16 protein-coding genes are annotated in these 18,860 nt (G+C 43.5%); 13 read left to right on the top strand and 3 right to left on the bottom strand.

Annotated features, from left to right (window positions below; translation table 11 throughout):
• Positions 1–33: 33 nt before the first annotated feature.
• The 6 genes from ribD (at position 34) to bioB (ending at position 4,861) form a co-directional block, all read left to right on the top strand.
• A complete protein-coding gene (ribD, locus tag MUCPA_RS02735; protein WP_040625668.1) occupies positions 34–1,086 on the top strand; it encodes a bifunctional diaminohydroxyphosphoribosylaminopyrimidine deaminase/5-amino-6-(5-phosphoribosylamino)uracil reductase RibD in 1,053 nt (350 codons plus the stop codon).
• Positions 1,076–1,690 (top strand): IMPACT family protein, encoded by a 615-nt coding sequence (locus tag MUCPA_RS02730; protein WP_008504291.1) that lies wholly within the window; start codon positions 1,076–1,078, stop codon positions 1,688–1,690. Before ribD ends, MUCPA_RS02730 begins: the two co-directional genes overlap by 11 nt.
• 95 nt (positions 1,691–1,785) lie before the next feature.
• Entirely contained in the window at positions 1,786–3,135 is a 1,350-nt protein-coding gene (mgtE, locus tag MUCPA_RS02725) for a magnesium transporter (RefSeq protein ID WP_008504290.1), read from the top strand.
• Positions 3,136–3,198: 63 nt separating this feature from the next.
• Entirely contained in the window at positions 3,199–3,423 is a 225-nt protein-coding gene (locus MUCPA_RS02720) for a hypothetical protein (RefSeq protein WP_008504289.1), read from the top strand.
• Positions 3,414–3,818 (top strand): type II toxin-antitoxin system VapC family toxin, encoded by a 405-nt coding sequence (locus MUCPA_RS02715; protein WP_008504288.1) that lies wholly within the window; start codon positions 3,414–3,416, stop codon positions 3,816–3,818. The genes MUCPA_RS02720 and MUCPA_RS02715 overlap by 10 nt, the downstream gene beginning before the upstream one ends.
• Positions 3,819–3,862: 44 nt before the next feature.
• Positions 3,863–4,861 carry a biotin synthase BioB gene (gene bioB / locus MUCPA_RS02710; protein ID WP_008504287.1) on the top strand — a complete coding sequence of 333 codons (999 nt, stop codon included), beginning with the start codon at positions 3,863–3,865 and terminating at the stop codon, positions 4,859–4,861.
• A 470-nt stretch (positions 4,862–5,331) separates the two neighbouring features.
• Here bioB and MUCPA_RS02705 read toward each other — a convergent pair whose 3' ends face one another.
• Positions 5,332–6,327: an ion channel gene (locus tag MUCPA_RS02705; protein ID WP_008504286.1), complete on the bottom strand. Its 996-nt coding sequence runs from the start codon at positions 6,325–6,327 to the stop codon at positions 5,332–5,334.
• Positions 6,328–6,539: 212 nt separating this feature from the next.
• On the opposite strand from MUCPA_RS02705, the gene trpD reads away from it, so the two are divergent.
• The 4 genes from trpD (at position 6,540) to trpA (ending at position 11,005) form a co-directional block, all read left to right on the top strand.
• The gene (gene trpD / locus MUCPA_RS02700; protein ID WP_008504285.1) at positions 6,540–7,529 is read left to right on the top strand and encodes an anthranilate phosphoribosyltransferase; all 990 of its coding nucleotides are present in this window, start codon (positions 6,540–6,542) and stop codon (positions 7,527–7,529) included.
• 4 nt (positions 7,530–7,533) lie between these two features.
• Positions 7,534–8,160 carry a phosphoribosylanthranilate isomerase gene (locus tag MUCPA_RS02695; protein WP_008504284.1) on the top strand — a complete coding sequence of 209 codons (627 nt, stop codon included), beginning with the start codon at positions 7,534–7,536 and terminating at the stop codon, positions 8,158–8,160.
• Positions 8,157–9,341, top strand: a complete 1,185-nt coding sequence (gene trpB, locus MUCPA_RS02690; RefSeq protein ID WP_008504283.1) for a tryptophan synthase subunit beta — start codon at positions 8,157–8,159, stop codon at positions 9,339–9,341. Before MUCPA_RS02695 ends, trpB begins: the two co-directional genes overlap by 4 nt.
• An 890-nt stretch (positions 9,342–10,231) precedes the next feature.
• On the top strand, positions 10,232–11,005 hold the full coding sequence (gene trpA / locus MUCPA_RS02685) for a tryptophan synthase subunit alpha (protein WP_008504282.1): 774 nt from the start codon (positions 10,232–10,234) through the stop codon (positions 11,003–11,005).
• A gap of 61 nt (positions 11,006–11,066) precedes the next feature.
• Here trpA and MUCPA_RS02680 read toward each other — a convergent pair whose 3' ends face one another.
• Complete coding sequence (locus MUCPA_RS02680; protein WP_008504280.1) at positions 11,067–12,461, bottom strand: arginine decarboxylase; 1,395 nt, start codon at positions 12,459–12,461, stop codon at positions 11,067–11,069.
• Between the two features lie 134 nt (positions 12,462–12,595).
• Positions 12,596–13,519 (bottom strand): citrulline utilization hydrolase CtlX, encoded by a 924-nt coding sequence (gene ctlX, locus MUCPA_RS02675; RefSeq protein WP_008504278.1) that lies wholly within the window; start codon positions 13,517–13,519, stop codon positions 12,596–12,598.
• A gap of 242 nt (positions 13,520–13,761) precedes the next feature.
• Here ctlX and MUCPA_RS02670 point away from each other — a divergent pair, with 242 nt between their 5' ends.
• The 3 genes from MUCPA_RS02670 to MUCPA_RS02660 all read left to right on the top strand — a co-directional run bounded on the left by MUCPA_RS02670 (position 13,762) and on the right by MUCPA_RS02660 (position 18,828).
• Positions 13,762–15,063, top strand: a complete 1,302-nt coding sequence (locus MUCPA_RS02670; RefSeq protein ID WP_008504277.1) for a DEAD/DEAH box helicase — start codon at positions 13,762–13,764, stop codon at positions 15,061–15,063.
• A 185-nt stretch (positions 15,064–15,248) separates the two neighbouring features.
• Positions 15,249–15,431: a hypothetical protein gene (locus MUCPA_RS02665; protein ID WP_008504275.1), complete on the top strand. Its 183-nt coding sequence runs from the start codon at positions 15,249–15,251 to the stop codon at positions 15,429–15,431.
• Positions 15,432–15,990: 559 nt separating this feature from the next.
• Positions 15,991–18,828: a family 78 glycoside hydrolase catalytic domain gene (locus tag MUCPA_RS02660; RefSeq protein WP_050982010.1), complete on the top strand. Its 2,838-nt coding sequence runs from the start codon at positions 15,991–15,993 to the stop codon at positions 18,826–18,828.
• Positions 18,829–18,860 lie beyond the last annotated feature (32 nt).

Here is an 18,860-nt window from a genome sequence, read left to right as displayed (position 1 = left end):
TGCAAAGAAACATAAAAGCATACCTTTGCAAAAATGGTTCATCATAATAAATACATGCTGCGTTGCCTGGAGTTGGCTAAGCTGGGCTTGGGTTCTGTTAGTCCGAACCCCATGGTAGGTGCCGTGATTGTTCATCAGGGCCGTATTATCGGCGAGGGTTATCATCAGCGCTATGGCGAGGCTCATGCCGAAGTAAATGCTGTAAACAATGTAATTAATCGGTTTGATGATGCGGCTCAACTGCTTTCGGAATCAGTTATTTATGTATCCCTGGAGCCCTGCGCGCATTATGGAAAAACACCGCCCTGTGCCGATTTAATTATTAAGCACCAGATACCCGAAGTGGTGGTGGGCTGCCGCGATCCGTTTGACCAGGTGAATGGAAAAGGAATTGAAAAGCTACAGGCAGCGGGCGTTAAGGTTACGGTAGGTGTTTTGGAAAAGGAATGCCTGGATCTCAATAAGCGCTTTTTTACACGGATACTAAAGCACCGCCCGTATATTATTTTGAAGTGGGCACAAACCGAAGATTGTTTTTTCGCTCCTGCGGATCAGAGCCAGCTATGGATTACCGGCGAGGAATCGCGTAAGCTGGTACACCAATGGCGGGGCGAGGAGGATGCCATTTTAGTAGGGAAGAACACCGCCGCGATAGATAACCCGCAATTGAATGTGCGCTACGGGCCGGGTAAATCGCCTAAACGGATCGTGATCGACAGACGGCTTGAGTTATCCAAAGAGCTTTATCTGTTTGATCAGACTGTGGAGACCTTTGTTTTTAACGAAGTTAAAACGGAATTTGATGGCAAGGTAAAGTATATATCGCTCGAAGACTTTAACTATTATGTGCCTCAATATATTCTCTACCAATTGTATCTGCAGGATATTCAATCGGTTATTATAGAGGGAGGGGCTACAACGCTGGCACATTTTATAAAAGATGGCTTATGGGACGAAGCCCGGATATTTACCGGCGCCATAACTTTAAAAAAAGGCATACAAGCACCTCAAATTAAGGGCGATGTGGTATCAGAGGATAGGGTAGGCAACGATGTTTTAAAAATAATAAGGCCCTATGTTGTTTGAAGATACCTACCTCACCATCACCGAAGTGGGCGAAGGCGTTTTTCGTGATCGCGGTAGTAAGTTTATGGCCTTTGCTTATCCCATCCGGTCGGAGCAGGATCTTAAACCTATCGTGGCGCGTTTAAAAAGCGAACACCCTAAAGCCAACCATCACTGCTGGGCGTTCAGGCTGAGCCCAGACCGCTCGGTGTTCAGGATCAATGATGACGGAGAGCCTTCGGGCACCGCCGGAAGGCCTATTTTAAATACTTTATTATCGCATAACCTCACCAATATAGCCATTGTAGTAGTTAGGTATTTTGGCGGCACCTTGTTGGGTGTTCCGGGTTTAATTAACGCCTATAAAGCCGCTGCCGAAGAAGCGTTGAAGGCGGTAAAGGTGACAGAAAAAACTGTAAATGATATTTATACCATCTCATTTAACTATCTGCAAATGAATGATGTAATGCGATTGATTAAAAATGAAAATTTAACTATTTCGCATCAGCAATTTGATACCGATTGCCAAATGCAGCTCGAGGTACGGAAGAGCCAGGTAGAGCGGGTAATGGGCCAGCTTAATCACATTACCGGTGTTAAGGCGAAGTGGTTGTCAACTATATAGCTTAACTCGTTAATTCAAAGGGTGTTTCGGTACGGGGTGGCTTATTCACCTTTTATTCCTCATTTTGGGCTTATTTTCCGTATTTTTAGAGCGGTATGCAATCCTTTGAAATTAATAAAGAAGACCTGCTGCGCATTACAACCGCGCTTGATGGAACTGATGAAGAGCTGAAAACGGTTCTGGAGGATTATCATGCCTCGGAAATTGCCATTATTTTTGAAAAATTAGACCAGGAGGCGCGCGAACGCATTATCAATGTTTTGCCGGTTGATATCGCTTCCGAGGTAATTTCAGAAATGGATGAGGAGCATCATCCGGAGGATATCCTTTTTAACCTCGCGCCCGAAAAACGATCTGAGATTGTAGAAGAATTAGATTATGACGATGCTACCGACTTAATATCGCAGTTAGAAGAGCATGAGCAGCATGAGATATTAAAAGATATTGATCATGAGGATGCCAACGAGATCAGAAGTTTATTAAGCTACGAGGAAGATACTGCCGGGGGCTTGATGAATACCGACGTGATTCAGGTTAACCTGAACATGGATAAAAAGGACGCCCTGGAAGAGATTATCCGCCAATCCGAAGAGATGGAGGATTTTTACACCATTTATGTGGTTGACGACCGGGAGATTTTAAAGGGTATTATATCCGTTAAAGACTTGATTAAGGCTAAGGCCGATGCCACCGTGGCAGACCTGGTAAAAACGGATTATGTGTACGTAAAAGCCGACCTTGACCAGGAAGACGTAGCCAAATTGATCTCGCAATACAACTTAGCCAGTATCCCGGTAGTGGATGATAATATGCGGCTTTTGGGCCGGATTACCGTTGATGATATCATCGACGTAATGGAGGAAGAGAATACCGAAGATATTTTAAAAATATCCGGCGTATCCGAAGATGAGGAATTGAGCGGTAACTGGCAGGATGCCGTAAAAAGCCGTTTGCCCTGGTTGATCATCAATTTAGGCACTGCATTTTTAGCTGCCTCCATCATCCGTGGCTTTGATTCAACCGTAGCCAAATTATCCATCATATCAGCCTACATGACTATCATAGCCGGTATGGGCGGTAACGCTGCTACCCAAGCTTTGGCGGTAACTGTAAGACGTATCTCGCTGAATGACCTGAACGATAAGCAGGCTTATGATACCGTTTTAAAAGAGTTTTTAGTTGGTTTGATCAACGGTGCCTCCAACGGGATTATCGTGTTTTGCGTGGCCTTATTTTACGATGCTAACCCTATGCTGGGCTTGGTTTTATTTTTAGCCATGACCGGCAACTTAATTATAGCAGGTTTAACAGGTGCATCTATCCCTTTGTTATTGAAAAGGGTAGGGATTGATCCCGCAGTCGCCTCATCCATTATTATCACCACTTTTACAGATTGCTTTGGCTTTTTATTGCCGCTTTGGCTGGCTACGAAGTTGTTGTTGTAGTGATAGCTTGCCATACCAAAATTTAAATGATTTTATTTAAATTTGAGTATCAAAAACGTAAGCATGTCTTTACAATATATATCAGATAACGAAGGTAATCATACCGCAGTGCTTATTCCCATTGATGAGTGGGAGTTGCTTACCAGTAAATACCGCGATTTAAAATTGATGGAGAAGCCTAAAGTGGTTAATCACAGTAAGCTATCTGATTTTGCCGGTACATTGCCTAAGGATGTTGCAGAGCAAATGCAGGAGTATATCAAGCAATCAAGGGACGAATGGAGGTAGATCAATTAAAAGTGGTCTATCTGTTCGATTCAAATGCCGTTATTGATTATTTATCTTTGGCGATGCCACCAACTGCCATAGCAAAATTGAGAAACATTGTTGATGATGGCGTATTCATATCTGTTATTACGAAAATTGAGGTACTTGGCTTTGATTCTAAAAATATACAGCTGGATGCCAATAACGAAATGTTTATCAACAGGACCACTGTTTTTGAATTGTCTCCTGATATTGTGCGTAAAACCATCGACATCCGTAAAGCAACTAAGGTGAAATTACCGGATGCTATTATCGCTGCGACAGCTTTAGTACACGACCTTACTTTGCTTACACACAATGTTGGAGACTTTAATAAAATACCAGGCCTGAATGTTTTAGATTCACATTCCTTATGAGGAAATATATTTTTGCGTAGTTTTGGAGCTTTAATTTGATATACATGACCGAAGTTAGACACAACTGGACAACAGAAGAAATTTCTGAAATATACCATTCCCCTTTACTCGACCTGATTTACCGCTCAGCAACTATCCATCGTGAAAACAAGGATTACTCTGAAGTGCAGATCAGCTCACTAATCTCTATCAAAACAGGCGGATGCCCTGAAGATTGCGCCTATTGCCCGCAGGCAGCCCGTTATAATACCGGTGTAGATGTACAGGCTTTAATGCCTAAAGACCAGGTTTTAGCCGCTGCTCAAAAGGCTAAAGCGGGTGGAGCATCACGCCTGTGTATGGGTGCCGCCTGGCGCGAAGTACGCGACAACCGCGATTTTGACAAGGTAATTGAAATGGTAAAGGAGGTTAACGCCATGGATATGGAGGTTTGCTGCACCTTAGGTATGCTTACCGAGAGCCAGGCGCAACGTTTAGCCGATGCCGGCCTGTACGCTTACAACCATAACCTGGATACATCCGAAGATGATTATAAACGGATTATCACCACCCGTACCTACGACGAGCGTTTACAAACACTGGAGCACGTGCGCAAAGCTAAAATTACTGTTTGCAGCGGTGGTATTATCGGCTTAGGCGAAACTACTGAAGACAGGATCTCGATGCTCAAAACACTGTCGAACTTGCCTAAACATCCGGAGTCGGTGCCGATTAATGCCCTGGTGCCTATCAAAGGAACACCGCTGGCAGAGCAACCACGCGTATCCGTATGGGATATGGTGAGGATGATTGCTACGGCCAAAATTGTAATGCCGCAATCAGTGATCCGTTTATCAGCCGGAAGAACAGAGATGAGCACTATTGAACAGGCTTTCTGCTTTATGGCCGGGGCCAACTCGATATTTGCAGGCGAGAAATTATTAACTACACCAAATCCGAGCTTTAACGATGATATGGCTATGCTTGAGTTGCTGGGTTTAAAACCACGCGAAGCCTTTAAAAATGGCAGGCCGAATCAAAAAGTTGAAGAGGTGGTAGCGTAATTGCCGCTTTATTGTTCCGGCGATTGCACGGGGGGATTTTTTTTGCGCGTCTGCTGGTCGTTGATCCATAAAAACCATGTTATCCCGACCGGAGGGAGGGACCTTTTGCGTGCGATAGGAATATAGCATACCAGTCGCATGCAGAAGATTCCTCTTCGTACCTCATCGGAATGACATTTTTTTTACGAGGTCGATCCTCTTTAACTGTATCATCCCGACCGTAGGGAATTACCTTTTACGAGCGATAAGAATAGCATACCAGTCGCATGCAGAAGATTCCTCTTCGTACCTCATCGGAATGACAATTTTTATTGATCCATAAACCCCGTTGTCATCCCGGCGAAGGAGGGATCCTTTACGAGCGATAAGAATATAGCATGCCAGTCGCACGCAAAAGATTTCTCCTCCTACTTCGGCGGAATGACATTTTTTTGAGAATACTATCAACTAAACATCCGCTCTTTATAAGATTAAACCACTTTATTAGCAATTCCCTTATCTAAAGCCTCACCCTGCATCACACCATCTAACAAGTGATGATCGCTTATCTTACCCAAATCCAGCAACATGTGCCCTTCATTATCCCTTGCAAACATGGGGGTGAATTTGGCGTTCCAAACCACTTCCTCGTATTGGTAGGAAGTTCTGGAATGCACTGTTTGCGAAAAGGTATCGTCAAAAGCCTTCAATAATACCGCTATGTTGGCTTCTGTTTTAATCAGGTCATCACTGGTAATATCTTTAAGCGGACTATCATCATTCAGAGGGTGAACAACTGTCCAGCTAAGGGTAAGCAAACTAACCCGTTTTCGTTCCAGTTCGAGCGGTATAAATTTCCGTACGGTTTTGCCGTTTACTTCTTCGTTGTACGAAAAATTGACTTCAATCTCCAGGTCGATCAGTGTGCTACGGCGTTGGTTGGCCAGCCTGAACATGAGTGCCTTTCCGTTTTCAAGATAAGGCGCTACCAACAAATGTTTACTATAAGCTATTTTAGCCGATGGCCTCGAAAAACGCCCGTATAACAAACCTGTAGCTAAGGCAAAGGCCAGTAAACCTATCATTGATTCGATGGCAGAAACGCTGCTCATTGGGATACCAAGAGGGTAGATGTGACCATAACCAACGGTAGATACCGTTTGTGCAGAGAAGAAAAAGGCATCGAAAAAATGTTCCATTGGGGTATGGCCCTGGGCACCAGCCAGGTTTTCAATACCCAGGCTAAGGTATATCGAAGCAAACAGCAGGTTAATCAGCAAATAACCGCTCAAAATTAATGCCCAGAATTTTCCCCAGCCCATGGTAATTAAGCGGTGGTAATTATTGGCGGTGTTAAAAAAAGATAAGCCTTTACGTTTCACGTTGATCGAACCGTCCTGGTTAAACATCCGTTGGTTTTTAACCACCGCCTGCGTACCAAAGCCCAAATCGTTTTCAGGGTTAACTTTTACCTTCCTAATGCCCATGTTTTAAATATAGATAAAATGTACCTGTAAATTTAAACTTCTGCTTGCTTTTAGAAAAAACAATTTCCATATTTGTTGCCAAATGATACAAACCGGATTAAATAACAATTGGTGGTGGCTTAACGAGTAATCGTAAGGCTATCCCTGTGTTTAACCGTAAATATATGTAAAGGGGTGCCAAATGGCAGCCCTTTTTTATTTTATAAGCTATAATGAAATCTATATTAAATCATCTTTTCGAATACAAAACCTTTAGCAAAGAGGAGTCGAAAGTAATTTTAACCAATATTGCCCAGGGTAAATACAATAACTCGCAAATGGCAGCCTTCATGACGGCCTATTGCATGCGTAACATTACGGTAGACGAATTGGAAGGTTTTCGTGATGCCATGCTGGAGTTATGCCTGCCGGTTGAACTGGAGGCGAATCAACTGATTGACCTTTGTGGCACCGGTGGCGATGGTAAGGATACTTTTAATATCTCAACACTGGCGTCGTTTGTAGTGGCAGGAGCAGGGTATAAAGTGGCCAAGCACGGTAATTATGGGGTTTCGTCGGGCTGCGGATCGTCCAATGTAATGGAATACCTGGGCTATAAATTCACCAACGATATCAGTACCATCAAAAAAAACATAGACGAAGCCGGAATATGTTTTTTACATGCCCCCCTATTTCATCCCGCCATGAAAACCGTGGCGCCCATCCGCAAAGAGTTAGGCGTGAAAACGTTTTTTAACATGCTTGGGCCCCTGGTTAACCCCGCAAGGCCACAAAACCAGATTGTAGGGGTATTTAGCCTGGAGCTGGCGCGGTTATACGCTTATCTGTATCAAAAGTCGGCTAAAAATTATACCATTCTGCATGCTTTGGAGGGGTACGATGAGGTGTCGCTCACTTGCGATTTTAAAACTTTCAGTAAATCAGGAGAGAAGATCAATACCCTTACCGAACTCGGTTTCGATCGCTTAAACCCCAGTGAAATTGCGGGGGGTAATACCGTTCCCGAATCGGCAGACATTTTTATCAGCGTGCTGGTAGGCGAGGCTACAGTAGCTCAAAATAACGTGGTATTGTGTAACGCGGCCCTGGCTATACAAACGCTGCAGCCACAAAAAAGCTTTGCCGATTGTTTTTACGAAGCCGAAGAATCGCTGTTAAGCAAAAAAGCGCTGATCAGTTTTAAAAAAATAAATAATAATTAAGCCGGTGAAGATCAAAGTTTGCGGTTTGAAAGACCCTGAAAATATCAAAGCGATATCAGCATTATCTCCCGATTATATGGGCTTTATATGCTATGGCCTATCGCCCAGATTTATTGCGGAGCTGGAGCCCGAGGTATTGGAGGCCTTGCCCGATACGGTTTACAAAACCGCAGTGTTTGTAAACGAGAGCAAAGCAACTATTGATAATTTAATAAACCAGTTTGATTTTAATGCTATACAGTTGCATGGAGATGAAAGTCCTGAATTTAGCCAGTCGTTTAAACCTAAAGTGAAAGTTTTTAAAGCCTTTGGCGTGGACGATGATTTCGACTTTAACCAGCTGGGTGTGTATGCAGACAGTGTTGATTATTTTATGTTTGATACCAAAACAGAAGGATACGGCGGTTCGGGCAGGGCTTTTAACTGGAATATCCTGGAGAATTACACTTTAGATAAACCCTTTTTTATTTGTGGAGGCATCAGCCTGGATAATCTGGAAAGGATAGCCGAAATTAAACATCCCCGCTTTTACGGTGTTGATCTGAATAGCCGTTTTGAAACCGAGCCAGGAAAAAAAGATGTACAGAAATTAACCAAAGCGTTTGAAATACTAAGACAATCAATTACATGATGAATTACGGAGTTAACGATTTAGGGTATTACGGAGATTTTGGCGGAGCTTACATTCCGGAAATGCTCTATCCAAATATTGAGGAACTGCGCCAGCAATATCTCGATATTACATCCGATGAAGCTTTTGTAGCCGAGTTTAATCAGCTGATGAAAGATTATGTGGGCCGTCCGTCGCCATTATATCGTGCAAAGCGGTTTTCGGAGAAGTATGGCGCTAACATATTTTTTAAACGCGAGGATCTGAATCATACCGGTTCGCACAAAATAAACAATGCCATCGGGCAGATCCTGTTGGCTATCAAACTCGGCAAAAAACGCATCATTGCCGAAACCGGCGCCGGGCAGCATGGCGTGGCCACCGCTACGGTATGTGCTTTAAAGGGTATAGAATGCGTGGTTTACATGGGCGAGATTGATATGGAGCGCCAGGCCCCTAACGTGGCCCGCATGAAAATGCTGGGAGCGACCGTGATACCGGCAACATCGGGCAGTAAAACCTTAAAGGACGCTACCAACGAGGCCATGCGCGATTGGATTAACAACCCTGTTGATACGCATTACATTATCGGATCGGTAGTGGGGCCTTATCCTTATCCTGATATGGTAGCACGTTTTCAATCTATCATATCCGAAGAAACCAAAAAACAATTATTGGAGCAAACCGGCAAAGAGCTTCCCGATTATGCGATGGCTTGCGTTGGAGGCGGCAGTAACGCGATGGGCATGTTCTATCATTTTTTGGATGATGAAAGCGTAAAGCTTATTGCTGTAGAAGCCGCCGGCAAAGGCGTAGATACAGGGCACTCAGCCGCTACAACCATGCTTGGCCGTGAAGGTATTTTGCATGGCAGCCGTACCATTTTAATGCAGACCGATGACGGCCAGGTTGTGGAACCTTATTCCATTTCCGCCGGGTTGGATTATCCAGGTATAGGCCCGCAACATGCGCATTTATACAAAATTAACCGCGCCCAATATGTAAGCATTACTGATGATGAAGCCTTGCAGGCAGGGTTATTATGTTGCCAGCTGGAAGGCATTATCCCGGCTATTGAAACGGCGCACGCCCTGGCTTATTTAGATAAAATGAAGTTTAATACTGACGATAATGTGGTGATCTGCTTATCTGGTCGCGGCGACAAGGATTTAACAACATACATTAACCACTTCGGATTTTGATTTTAAGCGGGCAATTATAAGACTGGACCCGGCCAACTGGAAAAAAATAGGGATGACGTTTGAACCTTATAGATTACCAAGCGCAGAAAGAAAGGGCGCAAAAGCCAGACTGCACGCCGGGCCAGGAGCTGGCCTGTGGGTGGAAGGATCGGGCAGTCTTGACGTTATTCACCTGTTGTTTGTTTTTTTTAAGGTGTTCATGAGCTCCCTACGGTCGGTATTGGTTACTTTTGTGTCAAGACAAAAGTAACAGCCCTTCACGCGGCGATTGAGCGTGCCGATGTAGTAAATTAAGGATACTGTACATTAGAGCAATAATATACATATTGACAATCAAAAACTTAGGCAAGCGAAATGATAAGCCGCTTCAAAAAGCACCTCGTACTGGGCCATGCCGCACGTCCTTCGACAGGCTCAGGATGACAGCTTTCGCGCACAAAAAAAGAACGTCATTATAAGTAGCGAACCCGGCCAACCGGAAAAAAAGTAGCGATGACGTTTGAAACCTGTAGGCTATTTTGAGCAGAAAGAAAAGTGCGCAAAAGCCAGACTGCACGCCGGGCCGGGAGCTGGCCTCGCGGGTGGAAGGATCGTGCAGTCTTGACTTTTTGGTTACTTTTGTGTCAAGACAAAAGTAACAGCCCTTCACGCGGCGATTGAGCGTGCCGATGGAGTAAATTAAGGATACTGTACATTAGAGCAATAATATACATATTGACAATCAAGAACTTAGGCAAGCGAAATGATAAGCCGCTTCAAAAAGCACCTCGTACTGGGCCATGCCGCACGTCCTTCGACAGGCTCAGGATGACAGCTTTCGCGCACAAAAAAAGAACGTTATTATAAGTATGCAAATGGCGACCATAACCAATGAAAGAATAAATTATACTATGAACAGACTGAACAAGCTTTTTGCCGAAAAACAAACAAACCTGTTATCCATATACTTTACCGCCGGACATCCCGCCTTAAATACCACCGTTGATATTGCCGAAGCGCTGGAAAGGGCAGGGGCCGACTTCCTGGAAATCGGCTTCCCTTATTCTGATCCGCTGGCAGATGGGCCTACGATACAGGATAGCTCGTTAACGGCACTAAACAACGGCATGAACCTTAATGTGCTTTTTGAGGAACTGGCCGAATTGCGAAGCAGGGTAAATATACCCGTGTTGCTCATGGGCTATGCTAACCCGATGGTTCAGTACGGTGTGGAGCGTTTCTGTAAAAAGGCGGCCGAAGTAGGAGTAGATGGCGTTATTGTTCCGGATTTGCCGATGTATGAGTATGAAAAATTATATAGCCAGTATTTTACGGATAACGGCTTAACCAATATATTTTTGGTAACGCCGCAAACAGCTGAAGACCGCATCCGCAAAATTGACGAGTTAAGCAACTGCTTTATCTACCTGTTATCGTCCTCATCCATCACCGGCAAAAGTTTGGAGCTGAACGATATGGTAGATACCTATTTTAAACGCATTGAAGATTTAAAATTGAACAACCCAACGGTAGTGGGCTTTGGTATAGCCGGTAAAGCAGCATTTGATAAGGCTTGCCAGTACAACAGCGGGGCCATTGTGGGCAGCGCCTTTGTAAAGTATTTAAACAGTACCGAAGATTACCTTGCTGGGATTCCCCAATTTATAAAGCAATTTAAGGGATAAAAGAAAAGGCGTTTTTGAATTTACCAAAAACGCCTTTTTAATTTGCTGTTATCTAAATTGGTCAGGTTGTATAGCCTAATATTTTTAATACCTGTTTACTGTTCTGTTCCTCGCCAAAAACCTCAAAGTTAAAGGTTTCGTCGCGGTTGCGGCGGATGATGACATGTTTTGGCGATGGCAGCAAGCAATGGTGTATACCACCGTATCCGCTTAAAACTTCCTGGTAAGCACCGGTATGGAAAAAGCCTACATATTGCACTTTTCGGGTTTTAGGCATAAACACACTGTTCATGTGGGCCTCTTGGTTGTAGTAATCCTGGCCGTCGCAAGTGATGCCGCCTAAGTTGACACGCTCGTATTCAGAGTCCCAATTGTTGATGGGCAGCAGCACATATTTTTGGTTAAGCGCCCAAACATCCGGCAGGTTAGTGATGAAGGAACCATCCAGCATTAGCCAGCGCTCGCGGTCGTTTTGTTGCTTGCGGCCTAAAACCTTGTATAAAATGCCCGATGCTTCGGCTACCGTGTATTTGCCAAATTCGGTAATAATATCCGGTTCCATTACATCGTGCTCGGCACAAATCTCTTTAATACGGCTCACAATCTCGTTCACCATGTATTCGTAATCAAAATCAAATACCAACGAATCCTTGAAAGGCATGCCGCCGCCAATATCCAGGGTATCCAGATCGGGGTTGATCTTTTTGAATTTGCAATACAGGGTTACATATTTCTCTAATTCGTTCCAGTAATAAGGTGTATCCGAGATGCCCGAATTGATAAAGAAGTGCAATAACTTAACCCTGAAGTTAGGGTTCTTCTCAATTTTATTATAATAAAAATCGATCACATCTTCAATGCGTACACCCAGGCGCGAAGTATAAAACTGCGAATCAGGCTGTTCTTCCGCTGCAATCCTGATACCCAGGTTACAAGGCGTGCTCATTTCAACCTCATCATCATAAATGTTAAATTCCTCTTTGTTATCTAACACCGGGATAATATTGCTGAAACCATCGTGCAGCATATCAATAATATACTGTTTGTACTGGAAAGTTTTAAAGCCGTTGCAAATAACGGTCATCTCCTTATTCAAAAGGCCTTTCTTTTCCAGTGCGTCAATCATCGGCATATCAAAAGCCGAGGATGTTTCCAGGTGGATCTCGTTTTTGAGGGCCTCTTCAACAATATGCTTAAAATGCGAACTTTTAGTGCAATAGCAGTATTTATAAGTTCCGCGATAATTGTTTTTGATGATGGCCTGCTGAAACAACAGTTTGGCTTGCTGTATTTTTTTTGATATGATAGGCAGATAAGTAAACCGCAAGGGAGTACCATACGTTTCTATCATCTCCATTAAATTGAGATCATGAAAATAAAGTTCATCATCATAAACCTCAAAACCCTCTTGCGGGAAACCCACGCTCAGGTCAATAAATTCCTCGTAACTCTGCATTTATTGAATAAATATTAATTGCGGCAAAAATGTAATTTTTAAATGGAAATAAACCAAATTTTTTGAGGGATTTTAATCTCTTAATTGTAAATTAATTTAGCGGTTTTAATTTAAGGGGAAATATATTATACAAATTACGATACGCGAAGTGGTAAATGTACTTCTGCCAGCATGCAACGGGCACTTCCGCCGCCAATACTTTCAATCATATCCAAATCCGCACTAACAATTTTACAATGTTTTTCAAGTATTTTAATTTGTTCGGCGGTGAGCGATGCATGCGCCCTTGCCGACATAACCAACAAGCGCTGGCCCGCTTTGTTTTGTAACTCAAGCATATTGCCGGCAAACTCGTTGAGTTGTTGCTGTGAGATAACCAATATCTCTTTATGGGTGTTGGCAAATAAGGAGATTAAGTTATCCCTTTGTACCACATCCGGAATAGCTTCAAGGCATATCACCACAAATTGATCGCCTATGCACATCAGTACATTGGTATGGTAAATAGCTTTACCATGCTCATCAACAGCGTTAAATAATACAGCTTGATAGCCGCTCTTACGGCAAAACCCAGTGATAACCTGCTCATCGGTACGTGGGGATAAACAGGCATAGGCCACTTTGTTTACACGGTCAAGTACCATGCTACCCGTGCCCTCCAGAAATTGGTTTTGGTTTTCAAAATAACTGAGGTCGTCAACCTTGCTGACCGTGAATTTTTTTTTTAGGTTTTCAATCACATCTGCCCTGCGCTCCAAACGGCGGTTTTTGGCCTGCATAGGATATAAGTAAACGGAGCCGTCGCTATGGAATGACACCCAGTTGTTGGGGAAAATAGAATCGGGCGTATGCGGCTCAACGGTATCGTCAACAACAATCACGTCCAAGCCATTGTCCCGCAGCTTATCCGCGAAAGCGTCAAATTCGGCCAGGGCTTTGGCTTGAATATTTTGCTCGTCGGCACTTCTGTTCTGAAATGCATTGCTTTCGGCCGTTTGTTCGTTAAAGCCGAAGCTTACCGGGCGGATCATCAATAGATGTGATGTTAGTTGACTCATTTTTTTAGTTCATAGTTGCTGGTGCGTAGCCTATTGTTCAGGCAATGTACCAGCCTGGTTAACGCTGACCTATTAAAGAAGGATACAAACTTATCATTATTGTTGTAAGATTTTGTTGGCTGTCCTTTTTTCTTTTTTAAGGAGTGGCGATCTTGCTGATATCCCAATCAACACCATCTTCCGAACGATGGTCATCAACTACACTGCCACCATCCAACTACAAACACTACCTTTGCAGCATCATGATCAAAAAAGCTCTCGAAAATCTGAATATTGCTGCGCTGAATGAAATGCAGCACGCTGCCCTGAATGTGCCTCAACATGCCGATATGGTTTTGTTATCGCCCACAGGCTCGGGCAAAACATTGGGCTTTTTACTGCCCGTGTTAAGTTTGCTGGATAGCGGGAAGGCGGGAGTACAGGTTTTGGTTTTGGTACCCTCGCGCGAGTTGGCCTTGCAGATTGAAAAGGTTTTTAAAGCGATGGGCACCGGTTTTAAAGTAAACTGCTGTTATGGCGGACATGCTACACGGATTGAAAAAAATAGTTTATCGCAGCCTCCTGCCGTTTTAATAGGCACACCCGGGCGACTGGCTTATCATATCCGCAACGAAAGTTTTGATGCATCAACGGTACATACCTTAATTTTAGATGAGTTTGATAAGGCCCTGGAATTTGGTTTTCAGGAAGATATGGCTTACATCATCCGCGGATTAACAGGCGTTAAAAAACGAATACTGACATCGGCCACCAAAATGGACGAGATTCCTGCCTTTACTGCCGTTAAACATGCTGTTGAGTTGAACTACCTGAAGGACTTAGTAACTAAGCCCGACCTGAAAATTAAAGCCGTAATTGCCGATGCTGAAGATAAGTTAAGCGCACTGTTTGCATTGATTTGCAAGATAGGGGATAAGGCCACGCTGGTTTTTTGTAACCACCGTGAAGCTGTTGACCGTATTAGCGAGTTGCTGAGTTATATGGGGCTGAGCCACGGCGTTTTTCATGGTGGTATGGAGCAGGAAGACAGGGAACATGCTTTACTGAAATTTAGAAATGGGAGTAACCGTTTGCTGATCACGACCGACCTTGCTTCGCGCGGATTGGATATTCCGGAGATTGAATGCGTGATACATTATCAGCTGCCGCATAACGAAGAAGCTTTTACACACCGTAACGGACGCACTGCACGCATGCACGCCAAGGGCACAGCTTACCTGCTTTTAACCGAAGAAGAAAATTTACCCTACCTGCAACAAAAACCCGAAGTTGAAACGCTGCCCGAAAAAAATATCATCCCTAAACCAACCCCATGGGCTACCTTATATATTGCCGCCGGTAAAAAAGATAAAGTGAATAAAGTGGATATTGTTGGCTTGTTGCTGCAAAAAGGCGGCTTGCAAAAAGATGAACTGGGTTTGATAGAAGTACGCGATCATGAGTCGTACGCGGCGGTTAAGCGTAACCGAATAGAACAAGCGGTAGCATTGATCAGGAATGAGAAGATCAAAAATAAAAAGGTTAAAATTGAGGTTTCAAAGTAGCCGTTGTGCATTTTTATGTGCGTGTTGACAGTGTTGTGACTATATAATTGTACAGTCATCCTTTCATTACATCATTATGGCGATGCAAAAACATTTAATTATTGCTTATTTACAGCTTTTGATAAAATGTAAAGCCTATTGGCATTATATTGGTAATATGGCTAACATAATTAATCAACTTAGCCATGGAAAACATAGACAAAATACTCGAAAAATTAATGCTTAACCGTACCAGACTAATGCTTAACCGTTTTGACGAGCAGTTAAAAGAGATTATAGAGAGCGATTTACAAGCTTTCAAGTCGACAGGAAAACAACAATTAGGTAACAGGCAAAAACCGGGAAACGGTAAAATGATGGTTGCTTAATCTACATACACTATCTATCCTATAAAAACAAGAAGGAGTTTCGTTAAGAGGCTCTTTTTTTTTGCTCTGATGTTTTGATTAGAGCGAAACGCGGGCTTCCCAGCCTGTGGCAAATCATCAGCTACTTCTGCACAAGTTTGCGCTATCCCCGTCAGTATTGATACTATTTGTTTGTATTGGTCATCTATACAACAAGAGATTGATGTATAGTTCTGGCAACATCGGGTCACACTTTCGCTATAGCCGCTTAATCCGGGTTATTGCAGCAACCCTTTACTTAACTATGGTTTTGATTATCAATAATAATTGGTAAAACTAAACCTGTTAATTATTATTGCATTTGATTTAAACAATTATGAACAAGCCCATCATCCAAACAGGATAACAACAGGGATTTTGTTTTGAGCTGACGATGGTAAAATGGGGAAGGCTATTGCTTTTTTGGGCTGGCAGTAACATAACTGCAAAAGTTTTTTTTGAAAAAGAGTCGCCTACACTGCATTACGTAAGGGCACATTTAATTTAATATTTTAAGTACCATCCACTTGCAACTCAAATCATGAAGTTAAAAGCTATACTACTTATGCCATTGGTTTTAATGGCAATGGCGACACTTGCGCAAGGCCGGTTGGTGCCTGTTAATTTAAAATGCGAGTTATTGGTAAACCCTTGCGGCATTGATGTTACTAAGCCCAACCTAAGCTATAATTTAATTAGCACAAATGATGCAGATAAAAATCTGCACCAAACAGCTTACCAGGTATGGGTGTCTGCCGATGCCGATTTCAAAGAAGGTGGCGACCTATGGGATTCAAAAAAAGTGGCTACTGCGAGGATGGCCTTCATCGCCTATGGGGGGAAACAGTTAAAGTCAGCAAAGAAATACTGGTGGAAAGTGCGCGTTTGGGATGGCAAAGGTGAAGTTTCCGGGTGGAGCAAACCAGGCATGTGGATAATGGGCTTATTAAATCCGGCAGATTGGGATGCCAAATGGATATCGGCAAAAGGCGCGGAAAAATATGCGCATAAATATAAATCTGCCCGGAATGATTTTAATTTAGGACAAGATTTTGCTGAGTTTCGTGCGAATAAACCAGCAATTACCGACCCGAATTTTTCGTCGATGATGGTGCGCAAAACATTTCAGGTTAAGTCGGCATTACGCCATGCTACAATTTATATCAGTGGCTTAGGGCAATATCAACTTACGGTAAATGGCAAAAAAGTGGGTGATCAAATACTGTCATCTGGATTAACTGATTATCATAAAACCATTTTATATGATACTTACGACATCACAAAACAGCTTCAAACGGGGTCAAATGCAGTAGGCGTCATGCTTGGCAACGGCATTTATAACATCATGCCCGATTCGGTTAGGTACGTTAAATTCCTCAGTTCATTTGGCCCACTGAAAATGATTGCCACGCTTAAACTTGAGTATACAGATGGCTCAACCCAAACCATCGGCAGCAACCAATCATGGCAAGTTTCTCCGGGGCCTGTAACCTACTCCAATTTTTACGGTGGCGAAGACTATGATGCGCGTTTGGAACCGCAAGACTGGAATACGGCGACGTTTAAAAAAAGTGCCGGTTGGGCTGATGCCATTGCGTGTCCTTCTCCGGGCGGAGCAGTAAAAGGACTATCCTGCGCGGCGCCCCCTATTAAGGCTATTGAAAATTTAACACCAGTAAAAGTAGTGAAGCTTAAACCCGACCTTTTGGTGTATGATTTGGGGCAGAATGCGTCTATCATGCCCGAAATTTCGGTAAAGGGTACAAGGGGGGCTTTTATCAGGATTATACCATCCGAACTTTTAAAGCCCGATGGAACGGTTGACCGGAGTTCGGTATGCCAGGGTGAGGTGATGCCGGCCTGGTGGCAATACACTTTAAAGTCGGAGCTTAGCGAGAACTGGTTTCCGAAGTTCTTTTACCAGGGCGGGCGTTACCTGCAAGTAGAACTGCATCCCGCGCCCGGCGAAACCAAATTGCCTGTTATAGAAATGTTAAAAGGCGTTGTTGTGCATTCTTCATCAACACCCGTTGGCGATTTTTCTTGCTCTAACCAACTATTTAACCGTATTTATACTTTGGTAAGGTGGGCGCAACGCAGCAATATGATGAGCATCATGACGGATTGCCCGGCCCGCGAAAAACAGGGCTGGCTGGAAGAATTGCACTTAAATGGCCCAGCCCTCAGGTACAATTTCGATATGGCATCGTTGATAAGGAAAGCGATGAGTGATATGGCTGACGCTCAGTTGGATAACGGCCTGGTGCCCAATATAGCCCCGGAGTTTTTTCACGCCGGTGCAGATATCAATAATGGTTTCCGTAATTCGCCGGAGTGGGGGAGTTCGTTCATCATCGTACCCTGGCAGCAATATCTTTACTCGGGCGATCTGTCTTTAATGAGGGATTATTTTCCTCAAATGAAACGGTATGTAGCCTTTCTGGAAGCCACATCAAAAAATAACATTGTATACACCGGTCTTGGAGATTGGTACGATATAGGGCCTAAACCGGCATGGGGCTCCCAGCTAACGCCGGTAAGTTTTACCGCTACGGCAATTTATTTTTATGATAACCAGATTATGGCAAAAATGGCTGCTCTTTTGGGGTTAAAAGCAGATGCCGAAATGTACATGCAGAAAGCGGAAAACATCAGGCAGGCCTTCAATAAAGAATTTTATAAACAGGCGTCCAATAGCTATGCAACGGGTTCTAACACAACTTATGCCATGCCTCTGTACCTTAATATTGCCGATCCCGGCAACCGTGATGCCCTGGTGAAAAACCTGGTTGCTGATATTCATCAACAGGGTAATTCATTTAATTCGGGCGAGATTGGGTACCGGTATCTTTTGGGGGCATTAGCGGAAGCCGGAAGTTCTGATGTGATCTATGATATGAACAATCAGTCCGACAGGCCGGGTTATGGTTACCAGTTAAAAATGGGAGCTACTGCATTAACCGAAAAATGGGATGCGGGGGCGGGCAGTTCAGGCTCGCAAAATCATTTCATGTCCGGCGAGATCAACGAATGGTTTTACAATGACCTGCTTGGGATCAGCCCGGACGAAACAGGTGCGGGCTTCACCAAATTTAATATCAAGCCTGCTTTTCTGAAAACGTTGAACTGGGTAAAAGGCTCCTATAAATCAATTAGCGGTGATATTAAATGCGAGTGGAAGCGTGAAAACGGCCAACTGAGCGTTAGCGTTACTGTTCCTGTAAATACAACGGCTACACTGTTTTTGCCATCAGATGCATCTCGAAAAATAAATATTGGGAACGAGAACAAGGGCGTTAAAGTGATTGAACAAGGAGCAACAGTTTTAAAATTATTGCTTGGTTCTGGAAATTATCATTTTACAGTTGCTGAAAAATAATGATAATTGATATTGAAAAACAGGTTTGTAAA

It is taken from the genome of Mucilaginibacter paludis DSM 18603 (assembly GCF_000166195.2).
In the GTDB taxonomy this organism is placed as follows: Bacteria; Bacteroidota; Bacteroidia; order Sphingobacteriales; family Sphingobacteriaceae; genus Mucilaginibacter; species Mucilaginibacter paludis.
Note: the sequence above shows the minus strand (reverse complement) of the source record. Positions and strands in the feature narration are given on the sequence as shown.